This window comes from Streptomyces sp. NRRL F-6492, from assembly GCF_001280125.1.
Classification (GTDB): Bacteria; Actinomycetota; Actinomycetes; order Streptomycetales; family Streptomycetaceae; genus Streptomyces.
Genome location: NZ_LGEG01000004.1, coordinates 1 through 22,140, shown reverse-complemented (window position 1 = coordinate 22,140; position 22,140 = coordinate 1). Strand labels below are relative to the sequence as shown.

The window sequence follows — 22,140 nt, the reverse complement described above, 5'->3', positions numbered from 1 at the left end:
GGGGGGGGGAGGGCGACGCGGAGACGGGCGGGTCTCAGATGTCGAGGACCAGGCGCTTCGAGGCGCACCGCGAGACGCAGATCATCATCACGTCGCCGGCCTCCTGCTCCGCCGGGCTGAGCAGGGTGTCCCGGTGGTCGGGGACGCCGCCGAGGACACCGGTCTCGCAGGTGCCGCAGACGCCCTCGCGGCAGGAGGCGTCCACGTAGATCCCGGCGTCGTCGAGGACGTCGACGATCGACTCGTCGGGGCCGACGGTGACGGTCTGCCCGGAGCGGGAGCACTCGACCTCGAAGGAGCTCTCCCCGCCCTCGGGGGCCGGAACGGCGACGCCGGCGAAGCGCTCGACGTGCAGCCGGTCGGCGGCCCCGAGCTCCGCGCAGACCTCCGCGACGCCGTCCATCAGGGCCTGCGGGCCGCAGCAGTAGACGTGGGCGCCGTCGGGAAGCCCTCCGAGGACCTGCCGGAGGTCCATCCGGCCGTGCTCGTCCTTGGGGTGCAGCTCCACGGTGCCGCCGTGCGCGGCGAGGGCGGTGAGCTCCTCGCCGAAGGCCATCGTGGAGCGGGTCCGGCCGGCGTACCAGAGCTGCCAGGGCTTGCCGCGCGCTCCGGCCTCCCGGGCCTGGGCGAGCAGCGGGGTGACGCCGATGCCGCCGGCGACGAACACGTACGCGTCGGCGTCGACGAGCGCGAAGTGGTTGCGGGGGCCGCGCACGGCGACGGTCGCGCCGGGCCGCAGTTCGTCGTGGACGAAGGAGGAACCGCCGCGCGATTCGGGCGACTTGAGGACGGCGATGCGGTAGCGCGCGGTGTCCGCGGGGTCGCCGCAGAGGCTGTACTGCCGGATCAGGTCACCGGTGTGCAGGTCGATGTGCGCGCCCGGCGCCCAGTCCGGGAGCGGTTTGCCGTCGGGGCTCACCAGCTCGACGGACAGGACGTCGTCGGCCTCCCACGTCATCCGGCGTACCAGCAGGTCGAACGGTTTCTCCTCGGTGGTGCTCACGGTTCGTCCTCCTTACCGGCGTCGGGGCCGGGGAGCGGTGGGGTCAAGGGGCACGGGCCCCCTCGGGAGGGGGCCCGGATCGCTCGGTGCTAGGCCGCGGCCCCGGCGGCGCGGTCTGCCTCCCTGCCGAACTGGATGGAGTTGGCGAAGCTCACGTCGTGGCTCTTGACGTCGATGACCACGCGGTCGCCGTCGGCGATGCGGAAGCCGTCGTGGAAGCTGGCCTCGTCGGCGCCGAGGAGGACGTAGTTGACCATTCCGGGGCGGCGGATCGCCGGGTAGGTGAAGAGGTGGTCCGTCATGTCCCGGACCTTGAAGTAGAGCGCGCTCTCGCCGCAGTCGAAGGAGCCCTCCCAGGCGGACACGCCGTCGCGCTCGATGGTGACGCGGCCGGTGACGGTGGTCGGCGGGGGGCCGAGGAAGACGAAGGGCGAGAGGGACGTGTCGCTGAGCTTGCAGTACGGGTTCCAGCCCGGGTTCTGCCGGTGCAGGCCGATGTCGCACAGGTCGTTGCCGAAGGTGTAGCCGACGTAGTGCGGGTCGCCGTCGTCGTCGTTGACGTACACGAGGGCGACCTCGGGCTCCTCGATCAGCGCGACGGCCTTCTCCGGGACGACGAGGGGCTCCTCGGGCATCCGGATCCAGGAGCCGAAGCCCTTGAAGAACCAGTTGGGGGCGACGAACTCGGTCTCGTCGGTGGGCTCGTCCTCGAACTTGGACTTGTGGGTGCGCATGAAGCCGCTCAACAGCGCGTTCCCGGAGGCGGGGAGCAGCGGCGGCAGGAAGCGCAGCCCGGGGTCGTCGGTGGCGACGACGATCTGCCCGCCCTCGCCGGTGACGGAGGCGATGACGGCCTCGGGGGACGAGCCTGCGGTGAACTCCGCGCGGAGCCGGCCGTCGGCGACCGGGAAGAGCGTCAGCGGGTCACCGGCGGCCGGCTTCTCGAACCCCGCGTACCGCTGGCCCTTGTACTCGGCTTCGAACAGGATGGAGATGGACATGTCGGTCGGCCCTCCTAGGCCGGGGGGCGGCAGGGCCGCCGGGGAAGGGTTCCGGGCGCCGGCCGGGGGGAGGGCCGGCGTCCGGAAGCGGGAGGGGATCAGGCGGGGACCGGTGCGGCGGCGCCCGCCGTGAGGTCCGCGAGGACCTCCTCGACCCGGTCGAGGGAGGCGCGGATCCAGTCGAGCGCGAGCGGGTCCTCGGCGTGCAGCGCCGCCAGGCACCGCTCCTCGGTGTCGCCGTACAGGCGGCTGGTGGCCACCCGCAGCCGCAGCGACTCCGCCGCCTCGCCGAAGGCGCTCGCGGGCAGCAGCCCCACGCCGTACCGCTCGACGAGCAGTTCGGCGAGCGCGGCGCCGGTCCGCACCCCGTGGGCCTCGGCCAGGTGGGCGCGGAGCGGCTCGAAGTCCGGGTACAGGTAGCAGGTCGCCACCACCGGCTCCAGGACCGCGCCCGCGGCGGCGAACCGCTCGGCCATCGCGCGGGCCACCGTCTCGTGGAGGCGGCGGCTCGCGGCGATGTGCTCCACGATCTCGTCGGGCTCGGCGAAGGCGTACGCGGCGGCGGCCTGCACGGGGGCGGCGGGGCTGGACCAGATCTGGCTGGCCACGCCCACCAGCCGGTCCCGCAGCCGCTGCCCGGCCTCCCCGGCCGGCAGCCGGGCCACGCCGGTCCGCCAGCCGCCGATCGCGAGGTTCTTGGTGAGGCCGGTGGTGACGACGGTCCGCTCGGGGGCGAAGACCGCCGGGGAGACGGCGGGCGTCGCCACCGGGTCGTACACGAGGTCGCAGTAGATCTCGTCGGAGACGACGACGAGGTCCAGCTCCCGGGCCGCCTCCGCGAGCCGCCGTACGGTCTCGGGGGCGGCGATCCCCCCGGTCGGGTTGTCCGGCAGGGTGACGATGACGGAGCGCGGGTCGTGGCCGGCGGCGCGGGCGGCGGTGACCGTCTCGCGCAGCCGGTCGGGGTCGGGCACCCCGCCCTGGCCGGGCAGGGCCGGGACGGGGAAGTGGCGGACGCCGATGAGACCGGCCTGCGCCGCGTAACTGACCCAGCTGGGCACGGGGATGACGACGTCGCCGCCGACCGCCAGGAGCAGGCCGAAGAGCATCGGCTTGCTCCCGGGGCCGCACACGACCTGGTCCGGGGCGGTGGCGAGACCGCGCCGGTCCCAGTAGCCGGCGGCGGCCTCGCGGAGCTCGGGGCTGCCGGCGACGGGGCCGTACGAGCCGAGCTCCGCGGCCTCGGCGAGCCGGGCCCGCAGGCCGGGGTGGACCGGCAGGCCGATCTCGCCGCTCGCCATGGAGAGGACGGACTGGCCGGCCGCGCGGCGGCGGGCGATGGCCTCGTCGGCGGCGAGCGTCGCCGACATGGTGACCTGGTTGGCTTCGGGCACGGTGCTCACGCCTCGCCGTACAGCTCGCGGAGGACCTTCTTCCGGACCTTGCCGGTGAGGGTCTTGGGCAGGGCGGCGACGACCTCCAGGCGGTCCGGCAGGAACCGCTCGTCGAGGTCGGTCGTCCGGAGGTAGGCGCGCAGCTCCTCCAGCGTCGGGTGCTCGTCGCCGGCGGGGACGACGACCGCGAGGATCGGGTCCTCGACCTGGCCCGTGGGGCCGACGAGGGTGGTCTCGACGACCTTCGGGTGCCGGTTGATCGTCGACTCGATCTCGGCCAGCGGCACGACCATGCCGTCGCGCTTGATGGCGTCGCTCGCCCGGCACAGGATGCGGATGCCGCCCCGGCCGTCGTCGCGGGCCACGTCGCCGGTGTCGAACCAGCCGTCGTCCAGGATCAGCGCGTCGTACTCGGCGTCCCGCTTGTAGTAGCCGAGCGCCTGGGACGCGCCGCGCACCCGGAGCCGGCCGACGGGGGCCCGCTCGGTCGGGTTGATGCACTTGTCGATCCGGATCTCCATCGCGTCGATCGGCCGGCCGTTGCTGTGCGCCGCCCAGTCCTGGTTGTAGTCCAGCTTGGTGATGGTGACCGGGCCGTTCTCGGACATCCCCCACAGCGAGTACGTGCGGGCGCCGAGCGTCTCGCGCAGGTCGTCCACCAGGGGCTGGAGGACCTGTGCCGAGCCGGTGACGACGTGCCGCAGGGTGTGCACGTCGCGCGGCTCGTCCCGCTGCGACTGGGCGATGTCGGTGAGCGTCGGCGGCGGGCCGTACAGCAGGGTCGCCCCGTACTTCTGCACCAGGTCGAGCAGCGCGTCGTTCTTCCGGCGGTCCTGGAAGGCGATCGTGCCGCCGAGCATGACGCTGGCGAGGATGCCCTGGCCGAAGCCGGAGTAGTGGACCAGCGGGGTGGTCACGGCGGCGACCAGGTGCTCGTCGAGGAGGAAGGTGTCGACGTAGCCGCGGAGGGCCGAGTGGACCGTGTTCTGGCTGTGCAGCACGCCCTTGGACTCGCCGGTGGTGCCGGAGGTGAAGAGCACCACGAACGGTTCGTCGGGGCCGCGCTCTCGCCCGGAGAGGTCGTCGTGCACGTCCTCCCAGACGGTGTCGACGAAGTGCTGCTGGAAGTCGACGCACCCCTCGGGCGCGGGGCCGTCGACGATCACCACGTTCTCCAGGGTGGGGAGTTCCCGCCGCAGCCGGTCCGCCGTCTCGCCGGTCGGGTTGCCCTCCCACTCCGCCATCGTCACGAGCACGCGGGCCCGGGTGAGGTCGAGCCGGTGGCGCAGCGGCTGCTCGGGCGCGGTCGGGTCGATCGGGCAGATGACGGCGCCGACGCGCAGGCACGCGTACAGCAGCGGCACCATCTCCCACCGGTTGGGGAGCTGGACGGCGACGAAGTCGCCGGGCTCGACGCCCAGTTCGACCAGACCGGCGGCGAACCGGTCGGTGAGCTGCCGCAGTTCGAGGTAGTCGAGGGTGTCGGTGCGGGCCTCCTTGATGCGGCGGGCGGCCACGGCCAGCTTGTGCGGGCGGGTGCGGGCCTGGTGGCGCAGGTCGTCGAGGAAGGTCCCCTCGCGCCACCAGCCGCGCTGGTAGTAGAGCGCCCGCCGGGCCTCGCGGCCGTCGGGCATCGGGCTGGTGATCTCGACGACGGGCGTCGTCTCGCGGGTGAGGACGACTCCGTCCACGATCCGCGGCGCCGGTCCGGCCGGCGCCTCCTTCACCTCGGTGGTCACGAACGGTCCTTCCGGCGGGCGGCGAGGAGGGTCGGCAGGGGATCGCCCGCGTGGGCCGCGGCGATCTCCAGGAGGTCCCGGGTGTTGCGGCGCACGCGGTCGCCGACCCAGTCGAAGACCCAGGCCTTGCGGGCGTCGGCCGACAGGTCGAAGGGGACGACGCGGGTGACGGCCAGGGCGGCCGAGGCCGCTCCGCCGATGTTGGCGATGACGCCGGGCACGAGGACGGTGCCCGAGGCCCGCACCTTCTCCTTCGCCTCGGAGCTGGAGCTGAGGTTGCCGCCCTCGACGACCAGGCCGGCCCGCACCCGGTGCGCGTTCTCGGCGTTGATCGCGTGCTTCTGCGCCGCGAGGATCAGCAGGTCGGCCTCCACGTCCACCCAGGCGTCCGGCTCGTCGGAGACGGTGACGTCCGCGGGCAGCCGCGAGCGGTCGATCCTGCCGAACTCGTCGGTGATCGCGACGAGGTCGGCCACCGGCAGCCGGTCCGCGCTGATCGTGCCCTGGACGTCGGCCACGCCGACGACGGTGTGCCCGCGGTCCTCCAGGAAGTGCGCGACCGCGCGGCCCACGGCGCCGAACCCCTGGATCACGACCCGGGCCCGTCCCTGGTGGCCGCTCGCCTCCAGGGCGGTGACGGCGGCGACGCCGACGCCGTGCCCGGTGCAGTCGATCAGCGGCTCGTAGTAGGTGCGCCAGTCGATCGGCATGTCCGGGGCGCCGAGCCGGTAGCGCGGGTCGTACCCGGCCTCCTCGAAGAAGACGGCGCGGTCGGCGGGCGTGACGCCCATGTCGATGCCGAGGTGGATGCCGCCGTGCAGCAGCGGCTTGACGGTGCGGCCGAAGGTGCGGAAGGTCTGCTCGCGGTCGCTCCCGTCGGAGACGATGCCGGCCTTGGCGCCGCCGATGGGCAGGCCGGCGAGGGTGAACTTGTGCGTCATGTCCCGGGCGAGGCCGGCCACCTCCTCCTCGGTGACGCCGGGGGTCATCCGGGTGCCCCCCATGGCCAGGCCGTCGTGGAGCGAGTCGACGACGACCCAACCCCGGAGGGAGCCGCCGCTGCCGTTCAGCGAGACGACGAAGGCCGGATCCTGGGGGTCGTCCGGGATGGGATTGCCGTTCTGGGAAGTCATGTCCAAGGACCTCATAATCGATTCGATGGGCTGCTGTCCGGACCGGAGCGAGGGCGGTGACGTGCCGCGGGGCCGGAGGCGGGGGTTGTCGGACGGCCCCGCGGCACGTGTCTCGGGAGCGGTGCTCAGTCGGCCGGACCGGTCACTGGTACGTCTCGGCGAAGCCCCGCAGGATGTCCGTCCCGTCGCTGCGGAACTCCAGGTGGGCCTGTGCGCCGAAGACGCGTCCGTCGTCGGACCGGAGGAACTCGACGGGGGCGTGTTCGGAGCGCCCGATGGAGCGGAAGCCGGCCGGTGCCGCCTGGAGGTACAGGGTGTGGCGGTGGAAGACCGTCACGGTCGGCTTGACGTGGGAGAAGAGCGGCTCGTCCTTGTCGACCCGCACCTCGTAGCCGCCGACGCGCTGGGGGCCCTCCTTGAGCTCCCCGCCGTTGGCGACCGCGATGATCTGCATGCCGCCGCAGATCCCGAAGACCGGCACCTTGGCGCCCATCACCAGGTCGATCAGCGTCTTGTAGTAGTCGCCGTCGAAGGCGCGGACCTTGGTTCCGCTCAGGACGATCGCCTGGTACTTGGCGTTCAGGCGGGTGGGGACCGAGGCGACGTCCACCACGGTGGTCTCGGAACCCAGGTCCTCGAAGCGCTTGCGCAGCTGCGGCAGGGAGAGCGTTCCGTTGTTGACTACGAGAACCCGGGAAGTCGCCACGAGTTCTGCTCCTCTCGATGGTGGGGGGTCACGAACCCGTGATGACGGTTCCGGTGGACTCGGCGAGCAGCAGGCTCACGGGCGCGCTGCCGATGACGACCCGCCGGACGCCGTGGTCCAGGGCCTCGCCGGCGGCCCGCAGCTTCTTCCGCATGCCGCCGGTGGCCCCGCGGTCGCGGAAGTCGGCGGCGGCCTCGGCGCTGATCCGGCGGACCGGCTCGCCGTCGATCAGGAGGTGCTCCACGTCGGTGACGAGGGCCAGCGACACGGCGGCCGAGGCGCCGGCGATGGCGGCCGCGGCCCGGTCGGCGTCGGTGTTGACCTCCTGCCCGGCGGCGTTGCGGGCGAGCGGGGTGACGAGGTAGCAGTGGCCGGGCCGGAGGTTCGTCAGCCGGGCCGGGGTCACCTCGGTGATCGGGCCGACCAGGTTCTCCAGCTCGACGAGCTGCTTGCCCTGCCACCACCAGCGCTCGCCCGCGCCGGCCCGGACCAGGCCGTCGCTGCCGATGACCCGCTCGACGGTGATGCCGCGCCGGGTGAGCCGCTCGGTGACGGTCCTGCCGACGACCTCGCTGACCGCCTTGATGTCGGCGATCACCTCGGGGGTGGTCCAGCGGCTCTGGTTGCCGTAGCGGTCCCGGAGGATCGCGGACGGCTCCGCGTAGCGGGGGTTGAGCTCGCGCAGCGGCTTGGACCAGCCGTGCACGAGGACCAGCGGGTTGTTCCGGCCGTGCTCGGCCAGGTCGTCCCACCAGCCTTCGGACATGTCGCCCAGGCAGCTTCCGCCGAGCTTGACGACGGTGGGGGTGTACGAGGTCCCGTGGACCGGGGTCCCGGTCATGCCGGCATCACCGGCTGCGCCGTCAGCCCCGTCTCCTCGGCCAGGCCGAACCGCAGGTTCAGCGCCTGGATGCCCTGCCCGGCCGCGCCCTTGACCATGTTGTCGAGGGCCGACAGGACCACGATCCGCCCGCCCTCGGGGTCGTGCATGACGGTGACGTCGCAGTAGTTGGAGCCGAGCACCGCCTGCGGGTCGGGCACCGGGATCAGGGTCTCGGTGTTGCGGCGGACCCGGACGAACTGCTTGTCCTTGTAGAACCGGAGGTAGGCGCGCTGCAACTGGCGGGCGTCGACCTCGTCGTCGGTGAGGACGTAGGTGCTGGCGAGCAGTCCGCGCACGTGCGAGACGCCGTACGCCGACATCGACAGGGAGGCGATCGTGCCGGGCTTGGCCCGCTCGAAGAAGTCGCGCACCTCCGCCGCGTGCCGGTGCCCGGTCGGGGCGTACGGGGCGATGGCGCCGTTGCGCAGCGGGTGGAGGTCCGCGGTGCGCAGCGACAGGCCGCCGCCGCTGGAGCCGCTCTTGCCGTCGATCATGACCGTCTTGAGGTCCAGGCCGAGCCCGAGCGTCAGCGGGGCGAGGCCGAGGGTGATGGCGGTCGCGTAGCAGCCGGGCAGCGAGATCAGCGAGGCTCCGGCGAGCTGGTCGCCGACGAGCTCCGGGACGCCGTAGACGAACCGGTCGGCCAGTTCGGCCGTCCGCTCGACCTTCGGGTACCAGCGTTCGTGCAGCTCCGGGGTGCGGATCCGGAAGGCGCCGCTGAGGTCGATCACACAGGGCACCTGGTCGGCCAGCCGGGCGGCCAGCGCGGCCGACACCGGGGCGGGCGTGGCCAGGAAGACGACGTCGCAGCGGTCCGACAGGTCCGTGTCCGCGGTGGACTCGACGCTCAGGCCCAGGTCCAGGCGGAGGCCCGGGTGGAGCTCCGAGGGGCGCCGGCCCACGTTGGACGAGCCGCCGAGGAAGGTCAGTTCCAGCTCGGGATGCTGGGTGACCAGGCGGATCAGTTCACCGCCGGCGAGCCCGGAGGCGCCGACGATTCCGACACGGATCATGCGAGGGTCTCCTGCACGTAGCGGCTGACGGCGGAGGGGATGTCCACGCCGGTCGCCGAGGTGATCGCCCGGAACGCCGGGGCGTGGTTGACTTCGTTGACGACGTAGCCGCCGGCCGTCTTGAAGAGGTCGATGCCGTAGATGCCCTCGCCGAGCTCGTTCACCACGCCGTCGACGATCTTCTGGACCTCGGGGTCGTGGTCCATGGCCTGGTGGCGGTTGCCGAGGGCCGCGTTGCTGCGCCAGTCCTCGCCGGCGCTGGTGAACTCGGCTGCGGCGATCAGCTCGCGGCCGACGACGAAGCACCGTACGGAGCTGCCGCCGTCGAGGAACGGCTCGACCAGGCTGGCCTGTTCGAAGCCGTGGCCGAGGTCCTCGATGTAGTCGTAGACGGACTGGGCGGTGTCCGCGTCGCGGATGAGCGTGACCCGCTTGCCCATGCCGCCGAAGACGGGCTTCAGCACCAGGGGGAGCGGAAGCTCCTTCAGCGTCTTCTCGAAGTCCTTGCGGGAGAGGACGAGTCGGTGGTCCGCGACGGGGACGCCGGCCCCGCGCAGCAGGGTGCGCAGGGCGAGCTTGTTCTCGCAGGCCTGGATCGCGTGGGCCGTGTTGAGGGTCCTGACCCCGGAGGCCTCCGCCTGGACGGCCAGGAGGCCGCCCCGCGTGTAGCTCCGGCTGCGGATGAGGACGATGTCGTAGCCGCCGAGCGGGGAGTCCTCGGCGCCCAGCGCCAGGGACTCGTCGTTGACCCACTCGATGCGGTGCCCGAAGGCCGGGGCGGTCTCGATCAGCCGGCGTTCCTCCCAGCCGATCCGGTCCGCGACGATGGCGATGCTGCTGCCGCTCATTGAGGGACTCCTATCCGGGCGGTGCGGCTCACTGGCCCCAGTCGCGCAGCGTCACTTCGATCATGGCGAGGGAGAGGGTGCCGTCGTCCTCGACGTTCTCGACGCGCAGCGTGAGCATGCACTCGGGGCAGACGAGGGTCTCGCCCTGGACCATCGGCGGGGTGGAGAGGTCGGTCTCGCACTCGGGGCAGACGGCGCTGAGGAGCGGGGTGGACATGGGTGTCTCCGTTTCGGTGGTGCGGGGTGGGTGTGCGGGATCGCGGGTCAGAGCGACCGGAAGTCGACGGCTGCCTTGCGGATGTCGTCCCGGTCCAGGAGCGGGGCGCCGGAGGCCTCCTGGCGTGCGGTCAGCCACGCGGTGAAGGCGGCGGTGTCGAGGCCGGCGGCCTCTTCGTCCAGCGCCCAGTCGACGAGGGGCGTGGTGAGGCGGGTGCGGACGCGCAGCTCGCGGGTGTTGCCGACGAGTTCGGCGGGCAGCGTCTCGTACGCCTCGGGGTGGGTGAGCTGGCCGGGCAGCTCGTAGGCGAAGGCGTGCGGGGTGGTGGGGCCGGACTGGAAGGCCTCGCCGAGCCCGGCGCCCCTGAGCGCCGCCTCGGACAGCTCGGTGAGGTGGGTCAGGTCGAAGCGGGTGTCGCCGTGGATGACCCGCAGCGAGGTGAGCAGTTCGGCCAGCGGGGCGTTGCCGCCGCGCTCGCCGATGCCGCCGACGGTGGTCGAGATCCACCGGGCGCCGGCCCGGACCGCGGCCAGCGAGTTGGCCACCGCCATGCCGAGCATGTTGTGCGAGTGGATCTCGATCTCGGCGCCGTCGATCGCGGTCAGGTCCGCGATCTTCTCCTCCATCTGCCACGGCGAGAGGTACGCGACGGTCTCCGCGAGCCGGAACCGGTCGGCTCCGGCCGCGAAGCCCGCGGTCACGTACGGGACCAGCCGCTCCCTGGGGGTGCGCGCGCCGTCCTCACCGCTGAAGGTGACGTGGAAGCCGCGCTCCTTGGCCCCCTCGATCGCGGCGCGCGCCACGGTGGTCAGGTACTTGCTGCTCGGCGAGGCGAGCTTGAGCGCGGCGTGCTCCTCCGAGGTGGGGATGGAGAACATCACGTTCCGCACGCCCAGGCGCAGCGCCTCGTCGAGCGCCTCCTCCACCTGTCGCCGGTCACGGACCACGACCAGGGTGAGGCTGCGCTCGGGTCCCACGGTCTCGTGCGTGGCGAGGACCAGGTCGGCGTCCTTGGAGGAGGGTCCGGAGACCATCCCGACCTCGACGAGGGACACGCCGGTCTTCACCAGCAGGTCCGCGATGACCGAGGCGTCGTGCGGACGGAATTCGACACCGGCCATATGGGCCGAGTCCCGCAGGGTCGCGTCGGATATGTGGGGCAGCACCTCCGGGACACTGCCACCGTTCTGTGAAACCGCCATTAGCCTTTACTCCTTGGTCGAAGCCGTTGGAATGCGGCTGGTGCTGACATCAAGAATCAGCCAATGACGGAAGGGGGGTCAAGGAGATCCGTGTCAGGCTTCCTCGACTTTTGTCAGGGGACGTGAGGCCCGTCAAGGAATGCGAACCGGATGTGAAGCAGGCTGCAAAAAGAGTCAATTGACGCCCCGCCGGAGCCGCCCGGGAAGGTTTCCCGTGTCCCGGGGATTGCATCGGGGCAAGGAACCGGAAAACCAGGAAATCACTCCAGGAGACGGGAACCTCATGATGGACCTCCTCGCGACCCCGCGGCTCGGCGTCGTCGTCCCGCCGGAGAACCCCACGGCGGAGCCGGAGTTCAACCGGCTGGTCGGTGAGCGCATGAACGTGTACTCCAGCCGTTTCCCGGTGACGCCCGGCAAGGGGCTCCTGGAGATGCTGGAGGCGTGGAACGAGGCCCTGCCCGACACCCTGGCGGGCTTCGGCGCCATGGGCCTGGACGCCGCCGTCGTCGCGTGCAGCGCCTCCCACTACCTGCTCGCGCCCGAGGGCGACCGGGCCTTCTGCGAGGAGCTCAGCGACCGGGCCGGCTACCCGGTGCGCTCCTCGACCCAGGCCATACTGACCGCCTGCGCGTGGCTCGGCGTGGAGCGGCTGACCCTGGTCTCGCCGTACGAGCCGTGGCTGACGGAGACCTCCGCCGGCTTCTGGCGCGCGGCCGGGCTCACGGTCGACGAGGCGCTCCTCGTCCCGGCCCGGGAGGGCCACTTCGACCCGTACGAGGTGACGACCGCGGCGATACTGGAGCGGGTCCGCGGGGCCCGGCTCGCCGAGGGCACCGCGCTCCTGTTCACCGGCACCGGCATGGGCACGCTCGCCGCCCTGGAGGAGCTGGGCCGCGACGACGGCGACCGGGTGCTGCTCACCTCGAACCTGGCCTCCGCCTGGTGGGCCCTGCGCACGGCCGGCGCCGGCGGGGACCCGGCCGGCGGCCATCCGCTGCTCGCCCGGCTGGAGCGGCGCGCGGCGGCGGTGGCGGTCCGGTCCGGCGCGGCCGTCTGATCCGGCGCGGGCGCCGGCGCACGAGAGGGGCGCGGCCGGTCGCCGGGACCGTCCGCGCCCTCGCCGGCGGCGCCGGGACCGTGCCCGCTCAGACCCCGACGGGGTGCCGCCGGGCCGTGCCGATCTTGTACCCGACACCGCGCACCGTGACGATCCACTTGCTGGAGCCGAGTTTGGCCCGGAGGCTGCTGACGTGGGTGTCGATGGTGCGGCTGGACGCCGCGCGGTCGCTCTCCCATACCTTCGCCATCAGCTCCTTCCGGGACACGACCCGTTCGGGGGTGGACGCCAGCACGTACAGGAGTTCGAATTCCTTCGACGTCATGTCCACCGGCCGGCCGTCGAGGCGCACCTCCCGCGACCGCCCGTCGATGTGCAGCGGCCGCAGCGAGATCGACTGCGGGGCGTCGGCGGTCTGCGGGTTCACCCGGCGGAGCACCGCCCCCATCCGCGCCATGACCTCGCGGGAACCGCAGGTCTTCACCACGCAGTCGTCCGCCCCGGCCTGGAGCGCGAGCACCCGGTCCAGTTCCGCGTCCTGGCGGCTGAAGGCGATGACCGGCGTGTCGCCGGCGGCCCTTATCGCCCGGCACACCTCCAGGCCGTCCATGTCGGGCAGTTCGAGATCGAGCAGCACTATATCGGCCTGTGGCAGATGTCTCAGCGCGTCCGACCCGGTCCCCACTCCCCTCGCCTGATATCCCTGGCGCCGCAGGTTCTGGACGGTGGACTCGATCGTTTCCAAATCCTCCACCACGAGTGCATTCACCATCTGGCTGTCAACTCCTTCGGTCTGGTTGAAAAATATCGGTCCGGGAAATATCGGTCCGGGAGACATCGGTCCGGGAAATGTCAGGCGCTTTGCGGCAGCCTTTCTTCGAGCGCACCCGCGTGCAGGAGCCGGTCGTAGACGTGGGCGGCGGAGACCAGGGTCATGTGGTGGTGCCAGCCGGGAAAGGAGCGGCCCTCGAAGTCGAGGAGCCCGTAGTCCCGTTCGAGCGTGGACACCGTCAGGCAGGTCCCGGGGTGCGCCTGGGCGAGGGTCGTCAGCTGCTCCACCCGCCGCCCGGTCAGGCTGGTGATCCACACCCGGGGGACGCGGGAGTCCGCCGGGCGCCACTCGGTGAAGAGCCGGTACGTCCGGCAGGAGCCGGGCAGCCGCACCAGCTCGGAGACCACCCGCACCTGCCGGCCCCGCCCGCCCGGCGCGGCCAGGGTCACCGCGCGCGGCGGCAGGACGTGGTGGCGCTGGAGGAACTGCCGGGCGCCGATCCGGCCGAGCGGCGCGTCGGCCGCGCCGGGGACGGCCCGGGAGACGCGCGGGTCGGCGGGGAGCACCGGCAGGGCGCCGGGCACCGCCACCACGAAGTCGTGGCCGCGCCGGTCGAGGCCCGCGAGGAGCCGCCCGGCGTCGAGGTGCTCGCTCATGTCGGCCACCACCGGCACGTGGGACGGCAGCCGGCGGGGCAGGGCGTCCGAGACGGAGTCCACCAGGTCGAGGACGTGCTCCCACACCGGCCGGTGCCGGGCCGAGTCGGGGATCCGGGCGCGCTCGCGCAGCTTCGCGTCCTCGTTCCACTGCTCGGGCAGCATCAGCCGCCACTCCACCGGCAGGTCCTCGTCGCCGGTGGAGACGAAGGCGCCGAGGCCGACCTGGCAGCTGATGGTGCGCCCGGCGGCGGGGACGAAGCGGCGGTGCACCCCGCAGGTGTGCTCGCCCCGCTTGGGCAGGACGACGGTGCCGATGGTCAGCGCCCGTAACGAGAAGTGTTCGCCCGTCAGCCGGATCAGCTCCTGCCGGGCGGGACCCCAGTCCCAGGGGCTGGCGCTGATGAACTGGTGCAGCGACTGGGAGGTGGTGGCCGGGACGGCGGAGACCGCGGCGGCGAGCCGGCGGATGGACTTGCGGCCCGGTGTGGTCAGCAGCCCCTGCAGGTAGAGCTGGGCCCAGCGGCGCTGGTCCGCCCTGGGCAGGTGGGCGAAGACCGATTCCGCGAAGCGGAAGACCCGTGTGTCGTGGCCCGGATCCGCCGCCCGGGCCGTGCTGTACTCCGCCATGCTGCGCTCCCCCCCATCAGGCACCACAGAAAGAATAACGAACACCCTGTATTTTTCGCGAGAGGGTAGAACCCCCCTTCTGTTCGACTTAGCCAAGTCGAACAGAGTGACGCCCGTTTTCGGCCACAGCGCGTGATCGGCGCCACGGCCGGCCCCCCGCGCCGACCGGGCGCGAACGGCCCGAGCCGCCGCGCCGGGGCGGCCACCGCGCCCCCCTGGACGCCCGCCCCGGCACGGCCGGCCCCCGGCTACCCGCCCGTGCCCGCCCGCCTGGCGGGGAAGCCGTGTGCGCGCGCGCCGACCACCACGACCAGGACCGGCACGATCAGGATCAGGACGCTCCACGGGAAGGACCCGGAGCCGAAGCGGTCGAGCAGCAGCCCGCCGGCCAGACCGCCGCCGGCCATGGCCACGTTCCACAGGGTCACGAGCATGGCCTGGGCCGCGTCGGCGGCCTCGTCGCCGCCCGCGTCGGCCGCCGCCGTCTGGAGCAGGGTCGGCACGCCGCCCCAGCCGAGGCCCCACAGCGTCACCGCCGCGTAGATGACGACGGTGTTGCCCGAGAGGACGGCGAGCGCGGCGGCCGCCAGCGCCATGAGCAGCACGCTCGCGATCGTCAGCACCCGCAGGCGGCGGTTGATCCCGGCGCCGACCGCCCAGATGCTCAGCAGGGACGCGGCGCCGAAGACGAGCAGCACCAGGTCGGTCGAGTCGCCCAGGCCGAGCTGGTCGAGGAAGATCGCGATGAAGGTGTAGAGGATGGTGTGCGCGAGCACGAGGACGAGCGTCACGAAGAGGACGGGCGTCACGCCGGGCACCTTCAGCGCGCTCAGCATCGGGGCCCCCTTGCCCTCCCGCCGCTGCCCCGGGTAGTCCGGCACGGCCAGGGCGATCCAGCCGAGCAGGATCACCGTGAGGACGGTCATGGTCAGGAAGGCCACCTGCCAGCTGACGGCCTTGCCGAGGAAGGTGCCGGCCGGGACGCCGAGCGAGAGGGCGAGCGGGATGCCGGCCATGGCGATCGCGATGGCCTTGCCCTGGAGGTGCGCCGGCGCCATCCGGCGGGCGTAGCCGGCGAGCAGGGCCCAGGCGAGGCCCGCGGCCACACCGGCGACGAACCGGGCGCCCATGGTCAGCAGGTACGAGGTGGAGAGCGCGGTCACCGTGTTGGCGACGGCGAAGCCGGCCATCGCGGTGAGCAGCAGCCGCTTGCGCCGCCAGGCGGCGGTGGCCGCGGTCAGCGGGATCGCGGTCAGCGCGGTGCCGATCGCGTAGATGGTGACCGTCTGCCCGGCCGCGGACTCGCTGACGCCGAGGTCGCCGCTCATCGCGGGCAGCAGACCGGCCGGCAGGGTCTCGGTGAGGCTGGTGATGAAGACCGCCGTCGCGAGGGCGAGCAGGGCGAGCAGCGGCAGCCGTTGCGGCTCGGCCTCCTCCGTCCGTACGTCGGCGGGCGCGTGTGTGGTCATGGGGCATCAGCTCGCATCTCGGCCCGTCCGGGCCCGGGTGTCGTGGGGTGAGGGGTGGGCTTCAGGCCCCGGCGGCGGATCCGGCGTCCGCCCGGTAGCCGAACTGTCCGTCCAGGAGCGACCGCAGCCGCCTGCGGCCGCGGTGCAGACGGGAGTTGACGGTGCCGCAGGGGACGCCGACGAGCGAGGCGATCTCCTCGTACGGCAGGCCCTCGACGTCGGCCAGGTAGACGACGGTCCGGAAGTCGCAGGGGATCGACCGCAGCGCCTCGCTGATCACCGGGTCCGGCACCCGGGCCATGACCTGCGCCTCGACCGAGGGCAGCCCCTCGGCCGTGTGCGAGGCCGCGCGGGCGAGCTGCCGGTCCTCGATGTCCGAGCTGGTCGCGTACGTCTGCTCCACCCGCCGCTTGCGGCAGGCCGTCAGGTGGACGTTGGTGAGGATCCGGTAGAGCCAGGCCCGCAGGTTGGTGCCGGGCCGGAACTGCTGGAAGCCGCGGTACGCCCGTGCGTACGCCTCCTGCACCAGGTCCTCCGCGTCCGCGGGGTTCCCGGTGAGCCGCATGGCCTGGGCGTACAGCTGGGGACGGTAGCCGACGGCGTCCCGCACGAAGCGGGCCGTCCGCTGCTCGTCCGTCTCGATGGCGGGGGCGGGGGTCGTGTCCGTCATGGCCGGGAGCATTACATAGAAAACGTTCGGTTTTCTTTTGGGGCGTGGAGTTCCGCGACGACCTTGGCAACTTCCGGAAGGAGGTGTGAAGTCGGTCCCCGGACACGCGTCCGGCCCGCCGCGGTGGGGGACGCGGCGGGCCGGGGTCGGGCGTACGGGAGCCGTCCCGCGGATCAGATCCTGGAGGGGACCGGACCGCGGAAGACGGAGGCGTCCGCCATCTCGGCGACGGCCGAGAAGGTGGACCCCTCCCCCTGGAGGGCGTTCACGCGCAGCCGGTGGCGGCCGGGAGCGGACTCCCCCGGGAGCGCCTCGGCCTCGATCCAGCAGGGCGAGTCGAACTCCACGTACCGGTTGAAGCGCACCTCCATGGAGAGGGGCAGCGCCGGCCCCCGGGACGGGTTCAGGGCGTGGGACGCCTGCCGCACGGACTCCAGCAGGACCATGCCGGGGACGTGGTCGACGGGGTGGTCGAAGAGGACCGGGTGCGTGGTGTCCACCCGCAGCCGCCAGCGGCCGAGTTCCCCGGACGGGGAGAGCACCACGTCCTGGTCCCGGCCGCGCCCGACCAGGCCCGGCGGGACGGGGGACGTCGGCGCGGGCGCGCCGAGGAACATCCCGGCCGCGTCGCCGCGGCCCGCCCGCAGCCTGCTGTACACCTCGGGGGAGTGACAGCCGAACTCGGTCTCGACCACCGCGAACGGCACGCCGTCACGGACGAGTTCGATGTGCATCCTGATCGAGGCGGGCAGGTTCCGGCGGTACCGGATGTCGGAGCACGAGACGCGCAGCTCGACCTCGGCCGGCGTGCCCTCGATGCGCAGGCCCGACGGGTCGACCTCGTACCGCAGGTCCCGCCAGCTGAGCTGGTACCCGAAGGGCATGCCGTACGCGGCGTGGGCGAGCAGCGGGAAGGTCTGCCGGGCCGTCTCGCACAGCATCAGGGGGTCGTACATCCCGTGCTCGGAGACGTAGAAGCAGTGGCTGCGCGGCCACTGGGCACTGACGGTGAAGGAATCGGGGCCGTTCCTGTGCCAGCCTGTCAGGAAGACCTCGGACAGGGCCGCCCGGTGGACGTACTCGCGGGGGACCGTGGTGGTGAGCGGGGTGCGTAAAACCTCAGAGCGTTCCTTGATAAGCATGCCTCTCCCCCTGGCGTGCGTATGTGGAACCCGAGTGGATCTACCGATCGCACGGGCTTGCCTGTAAAATAAGGGCGTTCGTTTTTTTTGTCGAGGGGATGCAGGGTCTTCATGGACGAGCCGAAGCAGGAACGGGCGGTGAAGACGCGGGACACCATCCTCCACGCGGCTGCCGAGGTGTTCGACGAGTGCGGCTTCAGCGGAGCCAGCATCAGCAAGATCATGAGCCGGGCCGGGGTGACCCAGGGCGGCATGTACTTCCACTTCAAGTCGAAGCGGGGCCTCGCCATGGCCGTCATGGCGAGTCAGCAGGACTTCGTGGAGCCCCCCAAGCGCTCCTCGGGCCTCCAGGCGCTGATCGACCTCACGTTCTACCTGGCCCGTGAGCTCCAGCGAAACGTGCTGTTCCGCGCGAGCGTGCGGCTCGCGGTCGAGCAGGGCGAGTTCGGCGTCCGGACCGACACGGCCTACCAGGAGTGGGTGGACCACTTCCTGAAGCACCTGCGCACGGCGCGCGAGCTGGGCGAACTCCTGTCGGGAGTCGACGAGTACGACTTCGCCACGACCCTCGTGGGCGCCTACACCGGGACCCAGCTCTACTCCAACATCGCGAGCGAGCGGAGGGACCTTCCGCGGCGGGTCTCGCTGCTGTGGCAGTTCACGCTGCCGGCCGTCGCGACCCCCGAGGCCATCGAACAGCTCCGCATCCGCCCGGGCAGAAGCGGCCTTCCCGCCTGACGCCGCCCCCGAGGACCCCCGCGACGGTGAACCGTCGCGGCCGCAACGGCGGAGACGGCGCCCCAGCCCTCCGCCGACCGCCGGCCCGCGCCCTCCGGGGCGCTCCGGTCCGCTCGGTACGTACGGTTGCGCACGGCGCCCGGTCCGCTCGGTCCGCCCGGCCCTCCGCGGCTCCTCAGTCCGCCCGGTTCTCCGGCGCTCCTCAGCCCGCCCGGTCCTCCACGGCGCCCCGGTCCGTTCGGCATTCCCGGCCCCGGGCGCTCCTCAGCCCGCCCGGTCCTCCACGGCACCCGGGTCCGCCCGGCCCTCCGCGGCTCCTCAGTCCGCCGAGTCCTCCGCGGCGCCCCGGTCCACCCGGTCCGCCCGGTCCACCCGGTCCGCCCGGTCCACCCGGTCCGCCCGGCCCGCCGGGGCTCCTCCGTCCTCCCCGGGCCGACGGGCGTCCGGGGCGGTGCGCGTCCCGCCGGCGTCGCCCGCCGCCAGGACTCCCCCGAGAGCCAGCCGCCAGACCCGGTCCAGCTGATCGGCGGGCCCGTCCGGTCGGCCCTTCGCGCCCCGCCGCCCGCGCAGCGAGGTCTCCGCCCCGCCGGCCAGGTACTCCACCAGGGTCGTCACGTCCTCCGGCGGTGCGCCGTCGCGGAGCTGGCCCGCCCGGTGGGCCTCGTCGAGCAGGTCCCGGACCGTCGGCAGCCAGATGCCCGTCCAGGAGGCGCTCTCCGGGAGCTCCCGGGCCAGCCGGGCACTCGCCCGCACCAGGACCTCGTGCTCCATCAGCCGCGCGAGCTCGACGGTGAAGTCGACCACCGCGCTCAGCGCCGAGGTCCGCTCCGCGGTGACCCGCTTCAGCACGGTCCGCGTGACCGCGCGCCCTTCCTCCCACACCGCCTCGGCCAGATCGGCCTTGGAGGCGAAGTGGAAGGTGACCGCCCCGATGGACACGCCCGCGGCCTTGCTGATCCGGGACAGCGACGTACCGGCGTATCCCTCGCGGTCGAACTCCACCGCGGCCGACCGAACGAGTCCCGCACGGGTGCGTACGGCCCTCTCCTGTTTCACCATGCTGTCTCCGAACGAGCACCTGAAAAGAGCATCCTGGGCGCGCCTCCCAAGGGTGGACAACGTCGAGTTGGTCAAGATGCAAGACAATTCTTCCGCATCCCCCTCGGAGGCGGCCCCGCCGTCTCCGAGGGGGATGCGGCGCTCTCAGGAAAGAGAACGTTCGCTATTCTTTCACCATGGCCACCCTCCCGTCCGACGACGCCGTCTCCCGCTTCACCGAGCGGGTCTTCGAACCGCTGGCACGTGCCGACCAGCGCGCTTGGGCGTGGAGATACCTGCGGGCCCTGCTGACCACCTCCGGCAAGAAGTCCGTCCGCCGGCTGGCCGCCAGCGTCTCGGCCTCGCCGACGGCGGCCCAGGCCCTGCACCAGTTCGTCAACGTCAGCCCCTGGGACTGGACCCCGGTGCGCGGGGAACTGGTCCGCTGGACCGAGCGGCGGCTCGCCCCGCGGGCCTGGGTCGTCGACCTGGCGGTGCTGCCGAAGCGCGGGGAGCACTCCTGCGGGGTGCACCACCGCTTCGTCGCCGCCGCCGGACGGACCGTCACCTGCCAGGTGGGCGTGGGCGCCTTCCTCGCGACGGCGGCCGACGCGGTCCCCGTCGACTGGCGCCTCCAGCTGCCCGGCGCCTGGGGCAAGGACCCGCACCGCCGCCGGCGCGCCCGGATACCCGACGAGGTGGGCTTCCGGCCGCCCGAGCAGCACGCCCTCGAACTCGTCGACGCCCTGACCGCCGCGAGCCGCGCCGTCCCCGTCCCGGTCGTCGCCGACCTGGGCGCGACCCCCCGGGCGGGCGCCCTCGCGCGGGGGCTCGCGGCCCGGGGCCGGGACTTCGCGCTGGCCGTCCCCGACGGACTGCGGGTCAGGGCCGCGCGGTACCCCGGCCACCCGCCCCGCCCGCGCGGCGAGGAGTACGGTCCGGTGCACACGGCCCGCGGGATGCTCGGCCCCGTCCCGCCCCCGCGCCGCGCCGCGGGGGCGGCCCACCCCGCCGGCCGCGAGCACCGCGCCGCGGCCACGACGGCCCTCGTCCACCCCGTCGACCGCCCTTCGGTGGGCACCCCGCACCGCGCCTACCTCCTCTTCGCGGCCCGCACCGAGGAGAGCGGGGCGCCGTCCCGGCTGTGGCTCACCAACATGACCCACGCCCGCACCGAGGACCTCCTCGCCCTCACCCGCTTACCCGTCGTCACCCGCCGGACCACCCGCCGCCTGGAGGACGACCTGGGCCTCCTCGACTTCGAGGGCCGCTCGTACCCCGGCTGGCACCACCACATGACCCTGGTCTCCGCCGCCCACGCCCTCCACCACCTCCACCACCACAGGTCCTGCGCGGCCGCCGAAGCGTGACGGGGGCCGCGATGCCGCCCGCCCGAAAACGGCACCACCACACCCGTACCCCCTCACCCGACCGAGCAGGCACTCCGGTACCACTCGGCGGCCGCGTCCAGCCGGGCGAGCGGCCCGGGACCCGGCGGGCACGCGGCGAGGCGCCAGATCTCGGCGCTGTCGTACCAGTGGTCCCGCGCGAGGAGCGCGAACTGACGCTCGCTCAAAGGGCTCCGCGAGGCGCGCAGCAGCCGCAGGCACTCCTCCCAGGGCATCTCCTCCCCCGCCTCGGGGAGCACCCCGGAGGCCGCCAGGGAGGCAAGGAGATCACCGGTGCGGACGGGCAGGGGATGACTCGCGTGCCAGACGGTCCCGCCGCCGGGCTCGGAAGAGGACGTCAGGCGGACGAAGAGACGCGCCAGATCAACCACGTCGACCATCGAGAGCAGCCCCCGCCCCCCGTCCCACAACCCCGGTGCCACGTCGAGGAGCCGGGCGAGCGCGGGCACCACCCACCGGTCGCCGGCGCCCGTCACCAGACCGGGCCGGAGCACCACCGCGCCGGCCGCCAGCGCGTGCTCCTCGGCGGCGAGGCGGGTCCGGCTGGCCGCCGAGGCGGGGGCGGGAGCCACCTCGTCCACCGCGATCCCCCGGTGGGGGCCGGGCCCGTAGACGGCGGAGGTGGACAGATGGACCATCCGCCGGACACCCGCGCGCCCCGCCTCCCCGGCCAGGGCGGCGGTGCCCCCGACGTTGATCCGGGCGCACCGCTCCTCGTCGGGACCGAGCGCGGCGGCCAGGTGCAGCAGCACGTCCGCTCCACCACAGGAGCCGTCCACCGTACGGGGGTCCGAGAGGTCGACCGGAACCCACTCGTCGACGAGCGCGGCGGCCTCGTCCGGCAGCCGCCGCCCCAGCACCCGAATGACGAACCGCTCACCGCCCGGCAGTTCGTCCCGCTCCCGCGCCAGCGCGCCCAGCACCGCCGACCCGATGAATCCCGTGGCACCCGTCAACGCGACGCGCCACGTCCCTCGCGCCCTCGCCGTCCGCTCCTGCTGGGGTTTCGCCATGGGGCGCACCGACCTCCCTAAGAAAAAAACGAACGCCCTCATTTTATAGAGCAGCCCCACGGGCCGACACCCCCCGGGGACGCCGCACCCACACCTCCACCGACCACCCACGAGGACCGACGCCTCGGCCCACACTCTCAACCCGCGATCCGCCACCCTGAGCCCATTTCATCTTGGCGTTGACCTGGCCAGATGAAGCGTGAGGACGGCTCGGACAAGGTGAGTGATCCGGTTGGTGCCGCATCGGATCTTGCGGAGGACTCGCCGGCCCTTCGGCGTGGCGACGGCCTGTTCGCCGACGCAGCGGATCTTGGCGTGGGTGGTGTTGTAGCGGCGCTGCCATCGCTTGAGTTTCCGGCCGCGGATCGGGACTCGAATGTGTCGCCCCGCCGCCTGGTGGGCGC

21 protein-coding genes and 1 pseudogene are annotated in these 22,140 nt (G+C 72.9%); 3 read left to right on the top strand and 19 right to left on the bottom strand.

All coding sequences use genetic code 11. The annotated features are described in order from the left end of the window. Positions 1–34 precede the first annotated feature (34 nt). The 11 genes from ADL08_RS02225 to ADL08_RS02175 form a co-directional block, all read right to left on the bottom strand. Positions 35–1,003, bottom strand: a complete 969-nt coding sequence (locus tag ADL08_RS02225; protein ID WP_053640302.1) for a PDR/VanB family oxidoreductase — start codon at positions 1,001–1,003, stop codon at positions 35–37. 89 nt (positions 1,004–1,092) lie between these two features. Further along, a complete protein-coding gene (locus tag ADL08_RS02220) occupies positions 1,093–2,004 on the bottom strand; it encodes a fumarylacetoacetate (FAA) hydrolase (protein WP_053640301.1) in 912 nt (303 codons plus the stop codon). A gap of 98 nt (positions 2,005–2,102) precedes the next feature. Beyond that, entirely contained in the window at positions 2,103–3,398 is a 1,296-nt protein-coding gene (locus ADL08_RS02215) for a pyridoxal phosphate-dependent aminotransferase (protein ID WP_234351966.1), read from the bottom strand. Positions 3,399–3,403: 5 nt separating this feature from the next. Then, positions 3,404–5,137, bottom strand: coding sequence for an AMP-binding protein (locus ADL08_RS02210; RefSeq protein WP_324610418.1), 1,734 nt, complete (start codon positions 5,135–5,137; stop codon positions 3,404–3,406). After that, positions 5,134–6,270 carry a Glu/Leu/Phe/Val dehydrogenase dimerization domain-containing protein gene (locus ADL08_RS02205; RefSeq protein ID WP_053640300.1) on the bottom strand — a complete coding sequence of 379 codons (1,137 nt, stop codon included), beginning with the start codon at positions 6,268–6,270 and terminating at the stop codon, positions 5,134–5,136. Before ADL08_RS02205 ends, ADL08_RS02210 begins: the two co-directional genes overlap by 4 nt. Before the next feature lie 142 nt (positions 6,271–6,412). Then, a complete protein-coding gene (locus ADL08_RS02200) occupies positions 6,413–6,976 on the bottom strand; it encodes a type 1 glutamine amidotransferase (RefSeq protein ID WP_053640299.1) in 564 nt (187 codons plus the stop codon). A gap of 28 nt (positions 6,977–7,004) precedes the next feature. Further along, positions 7,005–7,817: an acetylglutamate kinase gene (locus ADL08_RS02195; RefSeq protein WP_053640298.1), complete on the bottom strand. Its 813-nt coding sequence runs from the start codon at positions 7,815–7,817 to the stop codon at positions 7,005–7,007. Further along, positions 7,814–8,872 (bottom strand): N-acetyl-gamma-glutamyl-phosphate reductase, encoded by a 1,059-nt coding sequence (argC, locus tag ADL08_RS02190; RefSeq protein ID WP_053640297.1) that lies wholly within the window; start codon positions 8,870–8,872, stop codon positions 7,814–7,816. Before argC ends, ADL08_RS02195 begins: the two co-directional genes overlap by 4 nt. Further along, positions 8,869–9,720 (bottom strand): ATP-grasp domain-containing protein, encoded by an 852-nt coding sequence (locus ADL08_RS02185; protein ID WP_053640296.1) that lies wholly within the window; start codon positions 9,718–9,720, stop codon positions 8,869–8,871. The genes argC and ADL08_RS02185 overlap by 4 nt, the downstream gene beginning before the upstream one ends. 28 nt (positions 9,721–9,748) lie before the next feature. Next, positions 9,749–9,937, bottom strand: a complete 189-nt coding sequence (locus tag ADL08_RS02180) for a hypothetical protein (RefSeq protein WP_030693508.1) — start codon at positions 9,935–9,937, stop codon at positions 9,749–9,751. A gap of 47 nt (positions 9,938–9,984) precedes the next feature. After that, positions 9,985–11,139, bottom strand: a complete 1,155-nt coding sequence (locus ADL08_RS02175) for an isopropylmalate synthase (protein ID WP_078967926.1) — start codon at positions 11,137–11,139, stop codon at positions 9,985–9,987. A 283-nt stretch (positions 11,140–11,422) separates the two neighbouring features. Between ADL08_RS02175 and ADL08_RS02170 the strand changes: the two genes are divergently transcribed. After that, on the top strand, positions 11,423–12,199 hold the full coding sequence (locus tag ADL08_RS02170) for an arylmalonate decarboxylase (RefSeq protein ID WP_324610417.1): 777 nt from the start codon (positions 11,423–11,425) through the stop codon (positions 12,197–12,199). 88 nt (positions 12,200–12,287) lie between these two features. Here ADL08_RS02170 and ADL08_RS02165 read toward each other — a convergent pair whose 3' ends face one another. The 5 genes from ADL08_RS02165 to ADL08_RS02145 all read right to left on the bottom strand — a co-directional run bounded on the left by ADL08_RS02165 (position 12,288) and on the right by ADL08_RS02145 (position 17,538). Beyond that, a complete protein-coding gene (locus ADL08_RS02165; protein ID WP_053640294.1) occupies positions 12,288–12,971 on the bottom strand; it encodes a response regulator transcription factor in 684 nt (227 codons plus the stop codon). 80 nt (positions 12,972–13,051) lie between these two features. Then, positions 13,052–14,257 carry a transposase gene (locus tag ADL08_RS02160; RefSeq protein WP_053640293.1) on the bottom strand — a complete coding sequence of 402 codons (1,206 nt, stop codon included), beginning with the start codon at positions 14,255–14,257 and terminating at the stop codon, positions 13,052–13,054. A 248-nt stretch (positions 14,258–14,505) separates the two neighbouring features. After that, positions 14,506–15,726, bottom strand: a complete 1,221-nt coding sequence (locus ADL08_RS02155; protein WP_053640292.1) for an MFS transporter — start codon at positions 15,724–15,726, stop codon at positions 14,506–14,508. 61 nt (positions 15,727–15,787) lie between these two features. Further along, positions 15,788–16,396: a sigma-70 family RNA polymerase sigma factor gene (locus ADL08_RS02150; protein WP_053640305.1), complete on the bottom strand. Its 609-nt coding sequence runs from the start codon at positions 16,394–16,396 to the stop codon at positions 15,788–15,790. 173 nt (positions 16,397–16,569) lie between these two features. Next, positions 16,570–17,538: a ScbA/BarX family gamma-butyrolactone biosynthesis protein gene (locus ADL08_RS02145; RefSeq protein ID WP_078967925.1), complete on the bottom strand. Its 969-nt coding sequence runs from the start codon at positions 17,536–17,538 to the stop codon at positions 16,570–16,572. A 111-nt stretch (positions 17,539–17,649) separates the two neighbouring features. Here ADL08_RS02145 and ADL08_RS02140 point away from each other — a divergent pair, with 111 nt between their 5' ends. Continuing rightward, the gene (locus ADL08_RS02140; RefSeq protein ID WP_053640291.1) at positions 17,650–18,276 is read left to right on the top strand and encodes a ScbR family autoregulator-binding transcription factor; all 627 of its coding nucleotides are present in this window, start codon (positions 17,650–17,652) and stop codon (positions 18,274–18,276) included. A gap of 318 nt (positions 18,277–18,594) precedes the next feature. Here the strand turns inward: ADL08_RS02140 and ADL08_RS02135 are convergent, their stop codons facing one another. Further along, positions 18,595–19,335: a TetR/AcrR family transcriptional regulator gene (locus ADL08_RS02135; protein ID WP_078967924.1), complete on the bottom strand. Its 741-nt coding sequence runs from the start codon at positions 19,333–19,335 to the stop codon at positions 18,595–18,597. Between the two features lie 176 nt (positions 19,336–19,511). Here ADL08_RS02135 and ADL08_RS02130 point away from each other — a divergent pair, with 176 nt between their 5' ends. Further along, positions 19,512–20,684 (top strand): transposase, encoded by a 1,173-nt coding sequence (locus ADL08_RS02130; RefSeq protein ID WP_053640290.1) that lies wholly within the window; start codon positions 19,512–19,514, stop codon positions 20,682–20,684. 53 nt (positions 20,685–20,737) lie between these two features. On the opposite strand, the gene ADL08_RS02125 is transcribed toward ADL08_RS02130, so the two are convergent. Next, complete coding sequence (locus ADL08_RS02125) at positions 20,738–21,736, bottom strand: NAD-dependent epimerase/dehydratase family protein (protein WP_053640303.1); 999 nt, start codon at positions 21,734–21,736, stop codon at positions 20,738–20,740. Between the two features lie 168 nt (positions 21,737–21,904). Continuing rightward, positions 21,905–22,140: pseudogene (locus ADL08_RS37830) on the bottom strand (IS5/IS1182 family transposase); the annotation flags it as partial.

Excerpts from the sequence above, each read along its gene's own strand:
- ADL08_RS02220 (WP_053640301.1), bottom strand. The coding sequence starts at position 2,004 with ATGTCCATCTCCATCCTGTTCGAAGCCGAGTACAAGGGCCAGCGGTAC.
- ADL08_RS02205 (WP_053640300.1), bottom strand. The coding sequence starts at position 6,270 with ATGACTTCCCAGAACGGCAATCCCATCCCGGACGACCCCCAGGATCCG.
- ADL08_RS02195 (WP_053640298.1), bottom strand. The coding sequence starts at position 7,817 with ATGACCGGGACCCCGGTCCACGGGACCTCGTACACCCCCACCGTCGTC.
- argC (WP_053640297.1), bottom strand. The coding sequence starts at position 8,872 with ATGATCCGTGTCGGAATCGTCGGCGCCTCCGGGCTCGCCGGCGGTGAA.
- ADL08_RS02185 (WP_053640296.1), bottom strand. The coding sequence starts at position 9,720 with ATGAGCGGCAGCAGCATCGCCATCGTCGCGGACCGGATCGGCTGGGAG.
- ADL08_RS02180 (WP_030693508.1), bottom strand. The coding sequence starts at position 9,937 with ATGTCCACCCCGCTCCTCAGCGCCGTCTGCCCCGAGTGCGAGACCGAC.
- ADL08_RS02175 (WP_078967926.1), bottom strand. The coding sequence starts at position 11,139 with ATGGCGGTTTCACAGAACGGTGGCAGTGTCCCGGAGGTGCTGCCCCAC.
- ADL08_RS02170 (WP_324610417.1), top strand. The coding sequence starts at position 11,423 with ATGATGGACCTCCTCGCGACCCCGCGGCTCGGCGTCGTCGTCCCGCCG.
- ADL08_RS02165 (WP_053640294.1), bottom strand. The coding sequence starts at position 12,971 with ATGGTGAATGCACTCGTGGTGGAGGATTTGGAAACGATCGAGTCCACC.
- ADL08_RS02160 (WP_053640293.1), bottom strand. The coding sequence starts at position 14,257 with ATGGCGGAGTACAGCACGGCCCGGGCGGCGGATCCGGGCCACGACACA.
- ADL08_RS02155 (WP_053640292.1), bottom strand. The coding sequence starts at position 15,726 with ATGACCACACACGCGCCCGCCGACGTACGGACGGAGGAGGCCGAGCCG.
- ADL08_RS02150 (WP_053640305.1), bottom strand. The coding sequence starts at position 16,396 with ATGACGGACACGACCCCCGCCCCCGCCATCGAGACGGACGAGCAGCGG.
- ADL08_RS02145 (WP_078967925.1), bottom strand. The coding sequence starts at position 17,538 with ATGCTTATCAAGGAACGCTCTGAGGTTTTACGCACCCCGCTCACCACC.
- ADL08_RS02140 (WP_053640291.1), top strand. The coding sequence starts at position 17,650 with ATGGACGAGCCGAAGCAGGAACGGGCGGTGAAGACGCGGGACACCATC.
- ADL08_RS02135 (WP_078967924.1), bottom strand. The coding sequence starts at position 19,335 with ATGGTGAAACAGGAGAGGGCCGTACGCACCCGTGCGGGACTCGTTCGG.
- ADL08_RS02130 (WP_053640290.1), top strand. The coding sequence starts at position 19,512 with ATGGCCACCCTCCCGTCCGACGACGCCGTCTCCCGCTTCACCGAGCGG.
- ADL08_RS02125 (WP_053640303.1), bottom strand. The coding sequence starts at position 21,736 with ATGGCGAAACCCCAGCAGGAGCGGACGGCGAGGGCGCGAGGGACGTGG.